The organism is Ohtaekwangia kribbensis (genome assembly GCF_042676245.1).
In the GTDB taxonomy this organism is placed as follows: domain Bacteria; phylum Bacteroidota; class Bacteroidia; order Cytophagales; family Cyclobacteriaceae; genus Ohtaekwangia; species Ohtaekwangia kribbensis.
Genome location: NZ_JBHTKA010000015.1, coordinates 351,369 through 367,307, shown reverse-complemented (window position 1 = coordinate 367,307; position 15,939 = coordinate 351,369). Strand labels below are relative to the sequence as shown.

The 15,939-nt window shown below is 46.1% G+C and carries 12 protein-coding genes; 9 read left to right on the top strand and 3 right to left on the bottom strand.

All coding sequences use genetic code 11. The features are described from left to right. The first annotated feature begins 25 nt into the window (after positions 1–25). From ACFQ21_RS28390 to ACFQ21_RS28355, 8 genes are all read left to right on the top strand, one after another. Positions 26–1,300 carry an ABC transporter ATP-binding protein gene (locus tag ACFQ21_RS28390; RefSeq protein ID WP_377585756.1) on the top strand — a complete coding sequence of 425 codons (1,275 nt, stop codon included), beginning with the start codon at positions 26–28 and terminating at the stop codon, positions 1,298–1,300. 8 nt (positions 1,301–1,308) lie between these two features. Beyond that, positions 1,309–2,544 (top strand): glycosyltransferase family 2 protein, encoded by a 1,236-nt coding sequence (locus tag ACFQ21_RS28385; protein WP_377585753.1) that lies wholly within the window; start codon positions 1,309–1,311, stop codon positions 2,542–2,544. 7 nt (positions 2,545–2,551) lie between these two features. Then, entirely contained in the window at positions 2,552–4,168 is a 1,617-nt protein-coding gene (locus tag ACFQ21_RS28380; protein ID WP_377585750.1) for a glycosyltransferase, read from the top strand. Positions 4,169–4,171: 3 nt separating this feature from the next. Next, positions 4,172–5,176, top strand: a complete 1,005-nt coding sequence (locus tag ACFQ21_RS28375) for a polysaccharide deacetylase family protein (RefSeq protein ID WP_377585748.1) — start codon at positions 4,172–4,174, stop codon at positions 5,174–5,176. After that, positions 5,155–6,114 (top strand): glycosyltransferase family 2 protein, encoded by a 960-nt coding sequence (locus ACFQ21_RS28370; protein ID WP_377585745.1) that lies wholly within the window; start codon positions 5,155–5,157, stop codon positions 6,112–6,114. The genes ACFQ21_RS28375 and ACFQ21_RS28370 overlap by 22 nt, the downstream gene beginning before the upstream one ends. Next, complete coding sequence (locus ACFQ21_RS28365; protein ID WP_377585742.1) at positions 6,111–7,172, top strand: glycosyltransferase family 2 protein; 1,062 nt, start codon at positions 6,111–6,113, stop codon at positions 7,170–7,172. The genes ACFQ21_RS28370 and ACFQ21_RS28365 overlap by 4 nt, the downstream gene beginning before the upstream one ends. Before the next feature lie 107 nt (positions 7,173–7,279). Further along, on the top strand, positions 7,280–8,194 hold the full coding sequence (locus tag ACFQ21_RS28360; RefSeq protein ID WP_377585739.1) for a glycosyltransferase family 2 protein: 915 nt from the start codon (positions 7,280–7,282) through the stop codon (positions 8,192–8,194). Next, a complete protein-coding gene (locus ACFQ21_RS28355; protein ID WP_377585737.1) occupies positions 8,119–9,258 on the top strand; it encodes a glycosyltransferase in 1,140 nt (379 codons plus the stop codon). The genes ACFQ21_RS28360 and ACFQ21_RS28355 overlap by 76 nt, the downstream gene beginning before the upstream one ends. Before the next feature lie 7 nt (positions 9,259–9,265). Here the strand turns inward: ACFQ21_RS28355 and ACFQ21_RS28350 are convergent, their stop codons facing one another. Continuing rightward, a complete protein-coding gene (locus tag ACFQ21_RS28350; RefSeq protein WP_377585734.1) occupies positions 9,266–12,130 on the bottom strand; it encodes an ELWxxDGT repeat protein in 2,865 nt (954 codons plus the stop codon). A 327-nt stretch (positions 12,131–12,457) separates the two neighbouring features. On the opposite strand from ACFQ21_RS28350, the gene ACFQ21_RS28345 reads away from it, so the two are divergent. Then, on the top strand, positions 12,458–12,970 hold the full coding sequence (locus ACFQ21_RS28345) for a DinB family protein (RefSeq protein WP_377585731.1): 513 nt from the start codon (positions 12,458–12,460) through the stop codon (positions 12,968–12,970). A 9-nt stretch (positions 12,971–12,979) separates the two neighbouring features. Here the strand turns inward: ACFQ21_RS28345 and ACFQ21_RS28340 are convergent, their stop codons facing one another. Beyond that, complete coding sequence (locus ACFQ21_RS28340) at positions 12,980–15,604, bottom strand: ABC transporter permease (protein ID WP_377585729.1); 2,625 nt, start codon at positions 15,602–15,604, stop codon at positions 12,980–12,982. After that, on the bottom strand, positions 15,601–15,936 hold the full coding sequence (locus ACFQ21_RS28335) for a PadR family transcriptional regulator (RefSeq protein WP_377585726.1): 336 nt from the start codon (positions 15,934–15,936) through the stop codon (positions 15,601–15,603). Before ACFQ21_RS28335 ends, ACFQ21_RS28340 begins: the two co-directional genes overlap by 4 nt. Positions 15,937–15,939: the final 3 nt, after the last annotated feature.

Genomic DNA, 15,939 nt, shown 5'->3' with positions numbered 1-15,939 from the left:
GACTATATTTCCCAATGCCAACGTCATGGTGAACGATCCGATTATCCAGGTAGAGAATCTGTCCAAGTTATACAGGCTGGGCACCATTGGTACGGGTTCGCTGCGACAGGATGTACAACGCTGGTGGTACCAGGCTATACTTCGCAAGGAAGATCCGTTCTTCAAGATATCACGCGACAAAGAATCGTCAGCCGATTTCCTGTGGGCCTTACGGGATATAAACTTCGAGATCAAAGAAGGAGAAGCATTTGCTATCATTGGCAGAAACGGTGCCGGCAAATCCACATTATTGAAAATACTTTCGAAGGTAATACGCCCGACACAAGGCACGGTACGCGGTCGCGGAAGGATAAACAGTTTGCTGGAGATTGGAACCGGCTTTCACGATGAACTGACCGGCCGCGAAAATATATACCTCAACGGTCACTTTCTCGGCATGACGCGCTCCGAGATCAAAAGTAAATTTGATGAGATCGTAGCGTTCTCCGGTGTAAGCCAGTTCATCGATACACCGGTGAAACGTTATTCATCGGGCATGTATGTTCGCCTCGCCTTTGCTGTTGCTGCGCACCTTGAACCGGATATACTGATCGTAGATGAAGTGTTAGCCGTAGGCGATGCCGAGTTTCAAAAGAAGTGTCTCGGAAAAATGAACGATGCTTCCAAGAAAGAAGGTCGAACCATTTTATTCGTAAGCCACAACATGCAGGCCGTTAACAACCTTTGCCAACGGGCCATGCTCCTGCAAAAAGGTAGCATGCTGAAAATTGGTGCAGCCGATAAAGTCGTCAATCATTACCTCAGCGGCATTCAGCAACACCTGCTGTCGCAGCAATGGACGAATATAGAAACAGCGCCTGGCAATGCAACGGTACGGGTAACATCAGTTAAGCTTATACCTGACCTTGAAGATACGCTTCGTCCCATTGATATCCGTACACAACTTACGCTTACCTTCGAGTTTCAGAATTATGAAGAAGGTATAAATCTTGTTACCGGTATTCATCTCTTTACACAAAGCAGTGAATGTATATTTGATGTGAGTTCGAAACCACAGGCATATAGCAAGGGGCTCATTCAGGGAACTTGTGTTATACCCGGCAATTTTCTAAACGATGGATCATACTATATTTCCATCATCTTTGTGAAAGATACCACAACGGAAGTATTCTACCTTTCCGAATGTATTGCATTTGATGTAGAAGACTACCGCGAAAACACCAACTGGTATGGCAAGTGGATGGGCCATGTTCGTCCTAACTTCCCGGTAATACTTACGCCACTTCCATCTTTCTCATAAGCTGCTCTATGGATTTGTTCAAGCCCTATCAATGTATACACCTGAACCTGGCGGAGCAGGAAACATGGCTCGAACCGCTGCGGTATGATCAGGGCTATTATGTAGTACTCTGGTGGAATGAAATCCCGATAGGACATCTCTTTGTAAAACCCGGCGAAGAATTACCGCCACCCGCATTTGAGAAGCGTGTTACCCATGCAGCCTCGTGGGTGCTGCAGCATTATACTGCGAATGCTTCCGCACAGGCCAATACACTGTACGATCTCCGGAATGCGTTCAGAAATATCTTTGCTAGTCATGAAAATATACCGGCTATATATGATGTCTCCGTGGTGATCTGCACCAAAGATCGTGCGGACAGTCTTCGGCAATGTCTTTATAGCCTGACGAATCTTCCCCACAAGCCGGTTGAGATAATCGTTGTTGATAACGCTTCCGCGGATGATCGCACACGTGAGACAGCCCGTGCTTTCCCGCAGGTGACGTATATACGCGAAGACCGTGCAGGCCTTGACATTGCGAGAAATACCGGTGCGCAGGCTGCTACCGCTTCCATCGTATTATATACCGATGACGATACGGTTATCCATTCGCAATGGATCGCAGAAGTATACCGTACGTTTAATGATCCATCCATAGCAGCAATGACCGGACTTGTGCTTGCAGCTGAACTTGACACCGAAGCACAATGGATCTTCGAACGATACTGGCCTTTTAACCGCGGCTTTATTGATAAGTGTTATGACCAGACATTTGTTGATGCAACACGTTCCAAAGGCATTCCGGTCTGGACCATCGGTGCGGGCGCTAACATGGCCTTCCGCAAAAGTATATTTACCGCTACAGGTTATTTTGATGAACGACTGGACGTAGGTGCTGCCGGTTGCAACGGTGATTCGGAAATGTGGTATCGTGTATTGGCTGCGGGATATAGTATACAGTATAATCCGAGAGCAGTTGTTTACCACCGGCATCGCGAAACACTCAGCGCGTTGAAGCACCAGATATTTTTCTACATGCGCGGATTTACGGCTGCCATCCTGATTCAGTATAAGCGTTTCCGACATCGCGGAGACCTGCTGCATTTATTTATAGCGCTTCCGAAATATTATACCTGGCTTTTACTGCGCGGCTTTCCATTGTACCGAGGGCGATATACAACAATATTCCGTGAGTTGCACGGAATATTTTCCGGTTTAATTTTCTATCTTAAAAATCGAAATACACCTTCTAACCATTCATAAGCAAACCGTGTCACAGCAACCTCTCGTATCGGTCATCATCCCATGTTATAACCATGCGCGTTTTCTCGCAGAGTCAGTTGACAGCGTTAAACAGCAAACGTATAAAAATGTAGAGATCATTGTAGTGGATGATGGTTCAACAGATGATACCAAAGTTGTGAGCGAATCGCTTCCAGGTATACGGTATATATACCAGGCTAACCAGGGATTGTCAGCGGCACGCAACACCGGCTTTCAAAACAGCCAAGGTGATTACCTCGTTTTTCTGGATGCGGATGACTATCTATATCCGGATGCCCTGCGCATCAATGCGGAATACTTGCAGCAAAATCCCGCATGGGCATTTGTATCCGGCTGGCACGATAAAGTAGATGAGTGGAAATACCCGGTAGAAAAAGATGAACTTTCGGTCATAACGTCCGATCACTATATACATCTATTGCAAGGCAATTATATAGGCATGCATGCTGCAGTCATGTATAGTCGTTGGGTATTTGATGAATATAAATTCGATACTTCGCTAAAGGCCTGCGAAGATTACGATCTATACCTGCGCATTACACGAAAACATCCGGTGGGATGTCATGACAAGAACATGGCCGCCTATCGCATACACGGCAATAACATGTCGGCAAGCATTCCGTTTATGCTGAAGTCTGCGCTTCACGTACTGGAGTCTCAAAAGGTATATTTAAAAAACCAGGCGGAAACACAAGCCTGGAACAACGGCCGGTCCATCTGGACAGAATACTATACAGGAAAGCTTCGAGATATACTTTATCGCCAGGTATATAAAGCCAAGCAAGTTCCGTCACGAAAAGACCGCTCTGCCCTGCTGCGTCTGAAGACTTCGTATGGATTACGACTCGAAGCAAAGATACTGAAGCTGAAACTGAAGAACGTTCTGAAAAGATCTTTACCCCAAGCGGTCAGGAAAATTTTATACAAGCGAGGCTATATGCATCAGTATATACCGCCTCCGGGCACGATAGAATGGGCAGACCTCGAACGAACCTCACCGGTAAGCAGCGACTTCGGCTACGATCGTGGCGGACCGGTTGATCGTTACTACATTGAAAAATTCCTGAACAACAACAGCAACCTTATTAAAGGTCGCGTGCTGGAGATTGGAGACAATGCGTATACACTGCGCTATGGAGGCAGCGCTATAGCACAAAGCGATGTACTTCATGTTGCACAGGCCAATGATACCGTTACGTTTGTCGGTGACCTCAGTGACGCTCCACAGATTCCTTCGGATGCGTTTGACTGCATTATACTCACACAAACACTTCACTTTATATATGACTACAAAGCCGCACTGAAAACCTGCCATCGTATTTTAAAAAAAGGTGGTACCCTCCTGCTTACCATACCCGGCATCAGCCATATAGATAAAGGCGAATGGAAAGATTACTGGCTTTGGTCCTTTACCGATACATCGATGCGAAGGTTAATGCTTGAACTTTTCGAAGAAGACGGAGTACATATACAAACCTATGGCAACGTGTATGTGGCAACGGCTTTTCTATACGGCATGGGACTCCCGGAAGTTCGTGCCGATTTTCTGGATGCGCACGATCCAAGTTACCAGGTAATTATCGCTGTAAAAGCAACAAAGTAGAGCATGGCGTCATTCCTGAAAAAGATATTCGGAAACAAAAGAGGTGCAATCATACTCATGTATCATCGCATTGCTTCAGCGCATATTGATCCGTGGGATCTCTGCGTGAGTCCGGAACATTTTGATGAACAGGTGCGCTATATCCGCGATACTTTTCAGGTAGTTACCATGCGCGAATTAACAGAACGTGCGCGCACAAATGAATCACTTCGGAAGTATATAGCCATTACATTTGACGATGGCTATCGCGATAACTTTACAGCGGCTAAGCCTGTTCTTGAAAAGTATAGCGTACCCGCTACATTTTATCTCACCACGCGATTCCTGGCAGAAAAGAAATCATTCTGGTGGGATGAACTTGAGCAAGTGATACTTGCTACGCCCACACTTCCGGAAAAGATCAACCTGCACATTGGACGCGAAGACTTTACCTCCGATCTTGGTGCCGCACATATACTCTCTGATACGGCTGAAAAAGAAATACGCGAATGGCACTACGGACATCCGCTATACAATGCGCGTCTTAAATTATTTTACGAATTGTGGGCAGCCATCCGACCGCTGGCAATAAATGAACAGCAGCGCGTTATGCACCAGCTGCACGGGTGGGCCAACACCGCTCTATCACTTCCAACACTCATGGATGAAGCGCAGGTGCAAGAACTGTCTCAAACATCGTTGTTCGAGATCGGGGCGCATACCGTAAACCATCCGGCATTAGGACATCTGCCTCCGGAAGAACAGCGATACGAAATCCAGGAGAGTCGGTCGGTGCTCCAATCGATCATCCACAAACCCATCACAGGCTTTGCCTATCCGTATGGAAGTCTCAACGAGCATACACCGGGCATAACACAGAAACTTGGTTTTGATTACGCGGTATCGACACGCGAAGGCCATGTTACACACTCCGGCAACCTGTACGATCTGCCGCGCTACCAGGTGAAGAATATAGGCGGGGAAGAACTTCGCGCGGCAATACAATCATGGCAACAAAACAATTCATAGCCATGAGTATAGCAAGTCCAATGGTTTCCGTGATCACCTGTTTCTATAATGAAGAAACATTTCTCGAAGAGACTATTCTGAGTGTACTGGCTCAAACCTATACCGACTGGGAATTACTTCTGGTTGACGATGGCTCGCCCGACACAAGCCCGGCTATAGCGAAACGTTATGCCGATCTCTATCCCGATAAAATTATATACCTGCAACACGAGCATCATGCCAACAAAGGCGTTTGTAAAAGTCGTAATCTCGGTGTAGCAAAGTCGCGCGGAAACTATATAGCATACCTGGATGCTGATGATGTATGGCTTCCGGAGAAACTGCAAAATCAACTCAACGTCTTCCAGCAACATCCGCAGGCAACTGCATTGCTGGAAGCATCCAATTACTGGTATAGCTGGCAATCGCCCCAGCGCAGCAATGTAATTATACCGATCGGGTCGAATGAGCAGGATACACTATATCATCCTCCCGCACTGATACTGCAGCTATATCCCCTTGGGCACGGTGCAGCGCCTTGTCCTTCCGGGATGATGGTAAAACGAAGTGTTCACCAGCACATTTTGTTTGTAGAGGATTTTATAGGGCCTACCGCGGTATATGAAGATCAGGCGTTTCTCGCACAGCTATATCTTCATGAAACTATATTTGTATCGTCTGGTTGCAACAACCTGTACCGGCAGCGGCAGGCCTCGCAGGTCTTCAACGTGCACCAGGATGGACGGTACCACCGCGTGAGACAATATTATCTCGAGTGGTTCGCCCAATACCTGAATAATCATTCGATCCATAATAACGAAGTCAATGCCTTGCTTCAAAAAGCGCTCCTTCCCTATCATCATCCGCTGCGATTTCGTGTGTTTCATGATATACCTTCCCGCATCGTTCGTAAAATAAAAAGGATTGCCCGCAAATTACTTAACCGCGTAGCAGCATGAGCAATCCTAAACTTACGGTGCTGATGCCGGTATATAATGCCGCTTCATATCTACACGAGGCAATCGACAGTATACTGCAGCAAACCTTCCGCGATTTCGAGTTTTTGATCATCGATGACGGGTCAACGGATCAAAGTATAGCAATTGTTCAGTCGTACAAAGATCCGCGCATCCGGTTCGTCCGGAATGAAACCAATGTAGGTATAGCTGCAACATTAAACCGTGGCATCGAACTCGCATCATGTGAATTGATTGCTCGCATGGATGCCGATGACATCAGCTACCCGGATCGCCTGCAAAAACAATATGACTATATGATGCACGACTCCGCGTGTGCATTACTATCAACATGGTGTCGTGTGGTTACTGCGGCCGGAAAGCACGTTCGCCTGGAGCGATATACCAGTCGTTTTTTCTACTACAACCTGACTTTTGAATGCTGGATATACCACCCCACGGTAATGTTTCGCAAAGCAGCCGTGAAAGAGGTTGGTATGTATAGTATGCCTTACTCGGAAGATTACGATCTGTTCTGGAAGCTGGCGCAAAAATTCCGGATTGCGAACCTGGGCGAAATCCTGCTGGACTATCGCCTCTCGCCAACCAGTCTCAATACCGTGCTTCGCAAAAAGGAATATGATGTTGCCAACCGCAAAAATGTACTGCGCAATTTACGACACTATATGGGGAACGATTTTTCGATTCCGGAAGAATACCTCGAATGCCTTCGCCACCATACTGTGCCCATAGCAACACTAAATGATATACCGAAAATTGTTGATTGCCTTGCTATACTGGAACAGATCACGGAACAGATCAGCAAAACTCCGAATGTAAACCGCAACGAAAATGATATTGCGGAAGCTGCGTGGTTTAAACGCGACTTCATTGTTTACCAGCTTTTTCAGGAATTACCCTGGCCCAACAATTTATGGCTCCTGGTGAAAACAAGGAAATTAAATCATATCACAAGAAAAACGAGTTACGCACTGCGATGGCGAATAAAAAAAATCAAACACTATTTTTCATTTTCAAATAATAAAGTAATTTTAATATAGCAGCTAACATACAGTATAGATTGAGTATAAATAGCCGTTACGCAGATGTAAACCGAACTCCCCACTCTCCCCCTCACATCAGCCCTGTTACAATAACAGACAGACCCATGTGGTCTGTTATGATACCGGTCTATAATGCCGGCAGCTTTCTGAAAGAAACATTGGAATCGGTATTAACCCAGGCTGAAGCCGAAAGCAATATGCAGATTGAAGTTGTAGACGACTGCAGCACAGATATAGATGTACAATCGCTCGTTGCGCAAATTGCCTCGGGGCGTATATCCTATTTCCGTCAATCGCACAACGTAGGCAGTCTGCGCAATTTTGAGACTTGCATAAACCGCGCCACCGGGAGATATATACACTTATTGCACAGCGATGATGTGGTACACCCCGGCTTTTATAAAAAGCTTGGCTATCTCTTTGCGCAATACCCGGCTGCTGCGGCTGCGTTCTGTCATTATCAGTATATAGATGAGCACGGTAATATAGTTTTGACACCGGAGCGGGAAGCCACCGAAGAAGGCATATTGAAAAACTGGCTGCTGCGATTAGCCGAACGGCAGCGCGTACAATATGTAGCCATTGCCGTGAAGCGTGAAGTATATGAAGAGCTGGGAGCATTCTATGGCGTGCATTATGGTGAAGACTGGGAAATGTGGGCACGCATTGCTGCTAAATATCCATTCGCCTACACACCGGCTATATATGCATCGTATCGAAGACACTATAATTCTATATCAGGACAGTCGTTTACAACCGCGCAAAATCTGAAAGACCTGCAATTTGTAATGAACCAGATCAGTCATTACCTGCCGGCCAACGAACAGCAACGGACATTGCAAAAGGCGAAGAAGTTTTATGCATACTATGCTTTTCGCACAGCTGGTTCGCTCTGGAAACGGTTCAAAGATCGCAGGGGCGCGATGGCACAAATGCGTGAAGCGTGGCGTATGCACCAGGATATACCGATCGCCTGGATGACGTTAAAAATGATTGGAAAAATAATTTTCAACCGATGAGTAAACCAGGCGTATCAGTTGTTATTTGTACTTACAATGGAGCCGACAGATTGCCGGAAACCATTCGCTATATAGCAGGCCAACAGGTTCCGGAATCTATACCCTGGGAGTTCATTATCATCGACAATGCATCGTCTGACAATACAACGGCCATTGCCCAATCTGAATGGAGTAAATATACATGTACACAACCCTTCAGCATTATACCGGAACCACAACCCGGTTTAAGCTATGCACGGGCACGTGGGTTTGCCAGTGCGCAGTACGACTATATTTTAATGTGTGATGATGACAACTGGCTGGACCCACATTATATAGCAGCCGTATACGAGATCATGAATGCGCATCCCAATATAGGAGCGCTTGGAGGAAACGGATCACTCATTTTTGAAGAAGACCCTCCGGCCTGGGTTCGATCTTTCTCTGTATATGCTGCGGGACGTCAGGGAGCTAAAAGCGGACCGGTAAGACGTTGCACGGTATATGGCGCAGGTTGTGTTATCCGAAAACCGGCTTATGATATGCTTCTTCAATCCGGACATCGAAGTTTGCTGACGGATCGTCTCGGAAAAGAGTTGAGTTCGGGAGGCGATTACGAATTGTGCCTGGCACTGGCCATCGCAGGGTTCACCATCTGGTATGACGAACGACTTACTTTCAGTCATTTTATTACGCGCGATCGCATTACTGTAGAATATTATAGAAAGTATCTGAAGGAAAGTGCCCAGTGCCTGGAGGTGTTGCATCCCTATAAAGTTATCTGCGACTGGAAATATCAGAACGTAAAAATATTTCGCTATCGCATGATGAAGTCGTTGCTATACCTGCTGCGAATCTATATCAAATTTTTGTTGGTCATTCCGTTTTTGAAAAAGGAAAGTTCGCGGTATACGTTGGTGTCGTTGCAGGCCTACTCAACCCGGGTAATGATCTCTGTGTATATCCGGAACTGGAACAAGATCATCACCAACTATGAACACGGCAAAGAGCTTCAGCAAAAATTTACCAGATCGCAACGCATGGCAGCCGTACAACCTAACAGCGCTTCACTCTTCCCGCTGTAAAGGCTTATTACTTCTTAACAAAGCGTGCGCGGTAAACACCTCGTTCAGTCTTCACCAGCAATACATAAACCCCGGCCGGTAACCTTCCAGTATTCAATGTTACTTGTGGCCCTGGTGGTATAAATGATTCTGCCGCGCGTCCATGCCCATCGATGACGGCAACGGAAACGATCCATTCATGATTCTTTACGGAAAAAGACAACAGCCCTGCCGTGGGATTCGGATATACATGAAGTGCACCTGCCTCCTGTTCGTCCTCAATACCCGTAATAGTTATATCAGCTTTCCATAATTCGTAGTCACTATCCCATTGGTCTGCTGGAAAGTATATCACATTGTCAAGTACAAATGCATCGGAAGATATGTTGGCGCCATCGGCATAGAATACCGTACCGCTCTCGGTGCCGTCACTCTTCCACAACTCACAAAAACCGGTTTGATTCTGAATGAAGAAGTATATATCGTCTTCCAACAATAGTATTTCGCGCGTATAGTAGTAACCGCTGCCTACCGGTATATTTTGCACAATCTTTGTTCCGGCCCCGGTTCCATCGCTGGTCCAAAGGGCGAATGCCCCCTGGTAATCGCTTACTGTAAAATAAAACTCGTCATCCTTCACAACGGCTTTCGATATGGCGAGCAACTCATCCGTATCAGCCAGTGTTTTTACTTCTGCGGTGCCGGCTTCCGTACCATCGGTACGCCAGAGTTTATATTCCAGGTCATTGTTCGTCCTGAAGTATAGTTGATTTTTAAAAGCAAACATGCCGTCAATAAAACTTGGCCAGATTCCGGGTGTAATATCTTTTACGAGTGTTGTTCCTGCTACCGTGCCATCGGTCTTCCACAGTTCCTGACCATTACCGGCAGACTCCGCCAGAAAGTATACCAGGTTACCTGCACTTACAAATGAATTTATATAGCTGTTACCGGCACCGGGCTGTATATCTTTTAAAAGTAATGTACCTGCTTCGGTACCATCGCTTACCCATAACTCTCCGCCTTCATTTTTAGAATGGGCGATCATATAGATCTTGCCATTGTTAACTACCGGCATGTTGATGTAGTAATCGCCATACGTATCGCCCAGTGTAGCAACCTTCACTGTACTTGTAGATGTGCCGTTAGTCTTCCAGAGCTCGCGGGTATCATTCCCGCCCAGCGTTGTAAAAAACAATGTACCGTTAAGGATCACAAACTCTCCCGGAAAATTAGTGCCTGCTCCTGCCACCATATCTTTCACCAGGGTTGTGCCGGCAGCAGTTCCGTCACTTTTCCAAAGCTCGTATCCATTCGCGGCTGTCTTTGCAAAGAAGTATATAGCGTTATCAAAAACATTAATATAAATTGGCGCACTGCCTGTTGCACCCGGTTCGATGTCTTTTACCAGTTGTGTTCCTTCCGAGGTGCCATCGCTTCGCCACAGCTCATCACCATGGTCTGCATCAGTCGCAGCAAAATATAGCACACCATTCAGCGATACAAAACCGCCCGGACTTGAAGCAAATGTTTTGCTCGGGGTAAGATCTTTTACCATTCGGGTGCCGCTCTCTGTTCCATCGCTCCGCCACAACTCCCAACCGGTCTCTGCCGTATATCCATTGAAGTATGCTATATTTCCGAGTACAACGAGTTCGTTAGCCGCACCTGATTCCTCTCCGGGTGCTATATCTTTTACCATAACCGTACCGGCAGCTGTGCCATCGGTACGCCACAATTCATAGCCGTGTGTTCCATCATCAACGATAAATAACAATGCGTTATCTGTAGCAACAAAATCCTTAAATGTTATTCCGTTATCGGGGGCTACGAATTTTACAAGACTTGTTCCGGCTGCAGTTCCATCGCTCTTCCATAACGCACCGTCTATCAGAAGCACAAGCTGATCCCCGAACGCATATATATTACTGATATATTGTGAATCCCATTCTTTTACCAAAGTTGTTCCGGCAGCAGTGCCATCACTTCTCCACAGTCCTTCGCTTGTTAAGTTGGTTGTAGCCTTAAAATATAGTATACCATTCAGCATCGTCAGTTGTTGAGGATAGCTCGCGTCTGCACCAGGCCATATATCCTTCACGAGTACTGTACCATTCTCTGTTCCATCACTTTTCCACAACTCCATTCCGCTGCCGGGAACGGTCGGGGTAAAGTATAGTATATCGCCTGCTGCCGTGAGAGCTTCCGGCAAACTGGTTTCATCTCCCGGAGCTATATCCTTCACCAGTACCGTACCATTTTCAGTTCCGTCACTTTTCCAAAGCTCATCACCAGCTTGTTCAGTCTCCGCGCGAAAGTATAGCGTACCATTTACATTCATTAAACCCGAAGGTCCGCTGGATTCAGCGCCCGGTATAATGTCTTTCACCATTACAGTTCCGGCTTCTGTCCCATCGGTCTTCCAGAGTTCTATACCATGCTCATGGGTAGTAGCGCTAAAGTATAGGGTTCCATTTACATTGACGAAAGAGGCAGGATAGCCTGAATCAAAACCAGGTATAATGTCTTTCACCAGCACTGTTCCAGCTTCTGTCCCATCGGTCTTCCATAGCTCGACACCTTCATCTTGAGTGCGTCCTGTAAAATATACCGTATTGCCAACCGCGACAAAATAGTCGGTAGTACTCCAGTTCATTACCTCAACTTTGTAAATAACGTGTGTACCGTCTTCAGTGCCATCGCTTACGCCCAGGCCGTTGTTGTACTCACTCGTGCGCGCGTAGAAATATACTTTTCCTCCGGCACTAGTCTTATAGAATATATAGGATGAGATAGCAGGATCTTCCTGGTCATTAATGTCTTTCACACGCGATATCTGTGCGGCAAGATTACCGGCCAACAGCAGCAATGCAGCTACAAGGAGATTTTTCATGGGTGGAGTTTGGGGGTGGAAAATTAATTTACCAATGGCAACTAAACTTTCGGATTTAAAGATAGGCAAATTGGAAAGTGTACCCAAACGAAGATTTCTCCAATAAAGCTCGAGCTGAAACCGGTAGCCATGGCGTTGTTGCACGAGCGCGTGGTTATTGCTCCGAAATGCCGTTACCAGACATGGCGCATTTTACCATGAAGATTGCCGGACTTCCACCCGCACGGTTTCTGAAAATGACTGTAGGTTTGTATCGTAAACGAACGGAAGAACCGAATCGATGTGCTTCGATTCAGGAACTATATATCAACCTTAAAAACAAAAGCCATGAAACCCAAAATACAGGAAGAACTTGAAGCTGTTACAACAGAGCTCCTGCTGCTGATCGCCTCATTTGACCAGGAACAGATCAATCTTATTCCTTTTGAAAACAGCTGGACGGCTGCGCAGGTAGCCGATCACCTTTGTAAATCCGATGCTTCGATTATCGCAACCATCTGCCAGGATGGAACATTCACAGCGCGGATACCAGACGAGAAGACTCCGGAACTGAAAGGTATATTTCTGAACTTTGAAGTAAAATTCAAATCGCCAGACATCATTATACCTGACAACAAGGTCTTCCATAAAGAAGAACTCATAGTCAGGCTAAAAGAAACGCGATCTAAACTGTTTACTGCCGCGACTACACTAAACCTCAACGAAGTTGTCGCGCATGACATACTGGGAGACATGACCCGGTTGGAGATCCTGTCATTTGTACTATACCATACGCAGCGACACATTCACCAGTTAAAGCGCATCCGCGAGAAGATCATACCGCTACAGCAGTCGGTATAATAGTCAGCGTTACTCGTTCTTCAACACTTCCGCTGGATTCGTTCGTGCTGCGCGTAATGTTTGTGAGCCGATCATTACCAGGGCCAGCAACATCACGATGAAGAATCCCAATATCAGTTCACTGACGCGCATCGGTGGATGGTACATAAACTTCACAAGCACAACTTTATCGAAGAAGAAATAAGTAGCTGGCAACGCAATGCAGGCGGCTATCACAAGTAACGCGATAAATCCTTTGCTGAGCATATATACCAGTTTCGTTTCGCTTGCGCCCAGCACCTTGCGTATACTAACTTCTTTCAGGCGTGTCTCGGTAGCAAATACCACCATGCCCAACAATCCCATAGACGCGATACATACCGCGAGGAACGCCAGGAATCCGAATACTTTTACCATTACTGAGAATTGGTTATAAGCTTCCTGAATCTGATCGCTATAGAACTTTGCTTCCATCGGATGCACTTTATCCAGCTTCTGCCATATCGCGTTTATCCTGGCAAATGTGGCGGGCCAGTCTTCCGTCTTTACACGCAAATTGATGTTACCATAATACTGAATGGATGCATACCGCATGATCAATGGCTCAATCGTACTTTCCAATGTTCCGTAGTTGAAATCTTTCACCACGCCTACAATGGTAAGTCTCATGGTGTCCACCAGTAACTCTTCACCCAACGCCTTTAGCGGATCGCGTTTCGCTATATCAAAACGCTTCAGCAATTGCTCGTTTACAACTACTTCCGATTCTTCAGCACCTTCTGCTATAGCATGCAAATTTCGTCCCGCGAGAAATTTATGCTGATGCAGTGGCAGGTAATTTTCGTCAATCAGGTTCAGCCACACTCCGGAAGAATCATTTTTATACTTCACCTGCATGCCATGTATATTTCCAAGACTCGTTACCATCAACGATCGGGAAATATCGGTTACTTCCGGTAACTCTTTCAACTCTTTTACCAGCAGATCGCCTTTTACACCGCCAGCCAGTTTAATGTTCACTATATTTTCCGTAGAGAATCCCAGATCATACGAGATCAATCCCTTATACTGATTGTAACCAATGATAGTGGTCGTTATAAAGATCAGCGAGAAAGTATATTGAACCACGATCAGGGCCTTACGAATGTTTACGTGCCTGAAGACCTGCAGTGATGATATATCTTTCAATACCTTTATAATATTTATCCTGGCGAAGAAGAATGCAGGCGGTAAACCGGCCAGTAGCCCTACCGTTATAGCCAGTAGCATAAACTGGAGGACCAGTCGTGGAGAAAGTTCGAGCGACAACATGGTTTGCAGCTTCGGTTCCATCGAAAGGAAACTGGATCGCAATAGCATAAACACTCCGGAAGACAACAGTAATGCCAGCAATGCTATGATCACGGCTTCCACTATAAACTGGCCAAGTACATGCATTTTGCGTGCGCCCATTACTTTACGTATACCCACTTCGCGCGAGCGTCTCAGCGAACGTGCAATGGAAAGATTGGTATAGTTAAAGCAAGCAGACATGATAATAATCATCGCGAATCCCCCCAATATCCACAACGCTATACCATTCATGGCAAGGCCTATCGGGTTGGACAGTCGCGCGTTGAACGGAATCTCTCCCAGAGACTGCAGATTCAAATCGATGCGCTGATCTTCCAATGCCTTGTTCTCTGCTGTGCTGATCTTATTGATACTCGCCTGTACGGTTTGTGCATCGCCATGCTCCGGCAAGAGTATATAAGTATAATTGGAGTATATATTGCTCCATGACATGAAGCCGCCATCCATATCCGGCTTGACCAAATCAACGGTAGCGAATGAGACCAGTACATCAAAATGCATGTGCGACAGCCTGGGTATATCTTTCATCACGGCCGTTACGATATAGTTTATCGTATCGAACTTAACCGATTGGCCAAGCGCATTTTCAGAACCAAATAGCTTTCGTGCTGATGTCTCCGTAAGCACCAGTGAGTAGGGATCTTTCAGTGCTGTAGCTGGATTACCTTGTATCAATGGAAACGTAAATATGGAAAAGAATGCTTCGTCAGCCCATATACCTGACAACGGCATAACGGATTCGCCAACTTTTGCATCGCCTCCAAATCCTCTTCGCATCAGCGTTACTTTTTCTATACCGGTAACGGACTCTTTGATTCGCTTACCCGCGAGCACCGAAGATGTGGCCAGGTTCATAGGCGGACCATCCTGACGCTGGTGTGCTGTGATTACCCGATATATCCTGTCTTTGTTTTCGTGGAAGTCGTCATACGAACGGAAGTCTGATACAAGCGCGATTACCAGCAATCCAACGGACATGCTAATCGCAAGCCCGATGATGTTGATACCAGAAAAGAGCTTGTTGCGCACAATGTTGCGCCCCGATGTTTTAATATAGCTACCAAGCATAATCCAATGAATTAAGAGGTTGATGAATTCAGGTTTACGTACAGTATAAATTCGAAAGAACTTAATAACATCCAGTATATAGATGAGCCGCGCACGCTTTACGCCTTTGGCTTTTACATTGCGTTCAAAGTATTCGTGCAGGTCACCTTGTAAATCTTCCAATATAGCGGGGCGACAATACCAGCAGAGAAGACGTTCTGCCCATTTGGGAGGAGTTGGTTGTGATGCTTTCATGATGCGCCTTTCAGAATAAAATCCGGTATACGATTCCAAAGTTGTTCGCGCACCTCTCTTGCTTTCAACAGCGCAGCTTTACCACTGCTCGTTACGGAATAAAAGCGTTTCCGTTTTCCACCACGCGTACTCGTTGCTTCACCCAGTTTACTTTTTACCAATCCTTTTTCTTCCAGGCGGTTCAACACGGCATGTACTACACCAAGCTTTACCGAACGCCCAGTGTTCTTCTCGAGCTCATCGCAGATGGCAACGCTATAGGCATCGTTTACCAATGCAGCAATAGTCAGCAATACAATCTCCTCAAACTCTCCGAGGTTTGTCCCTTTCATAGT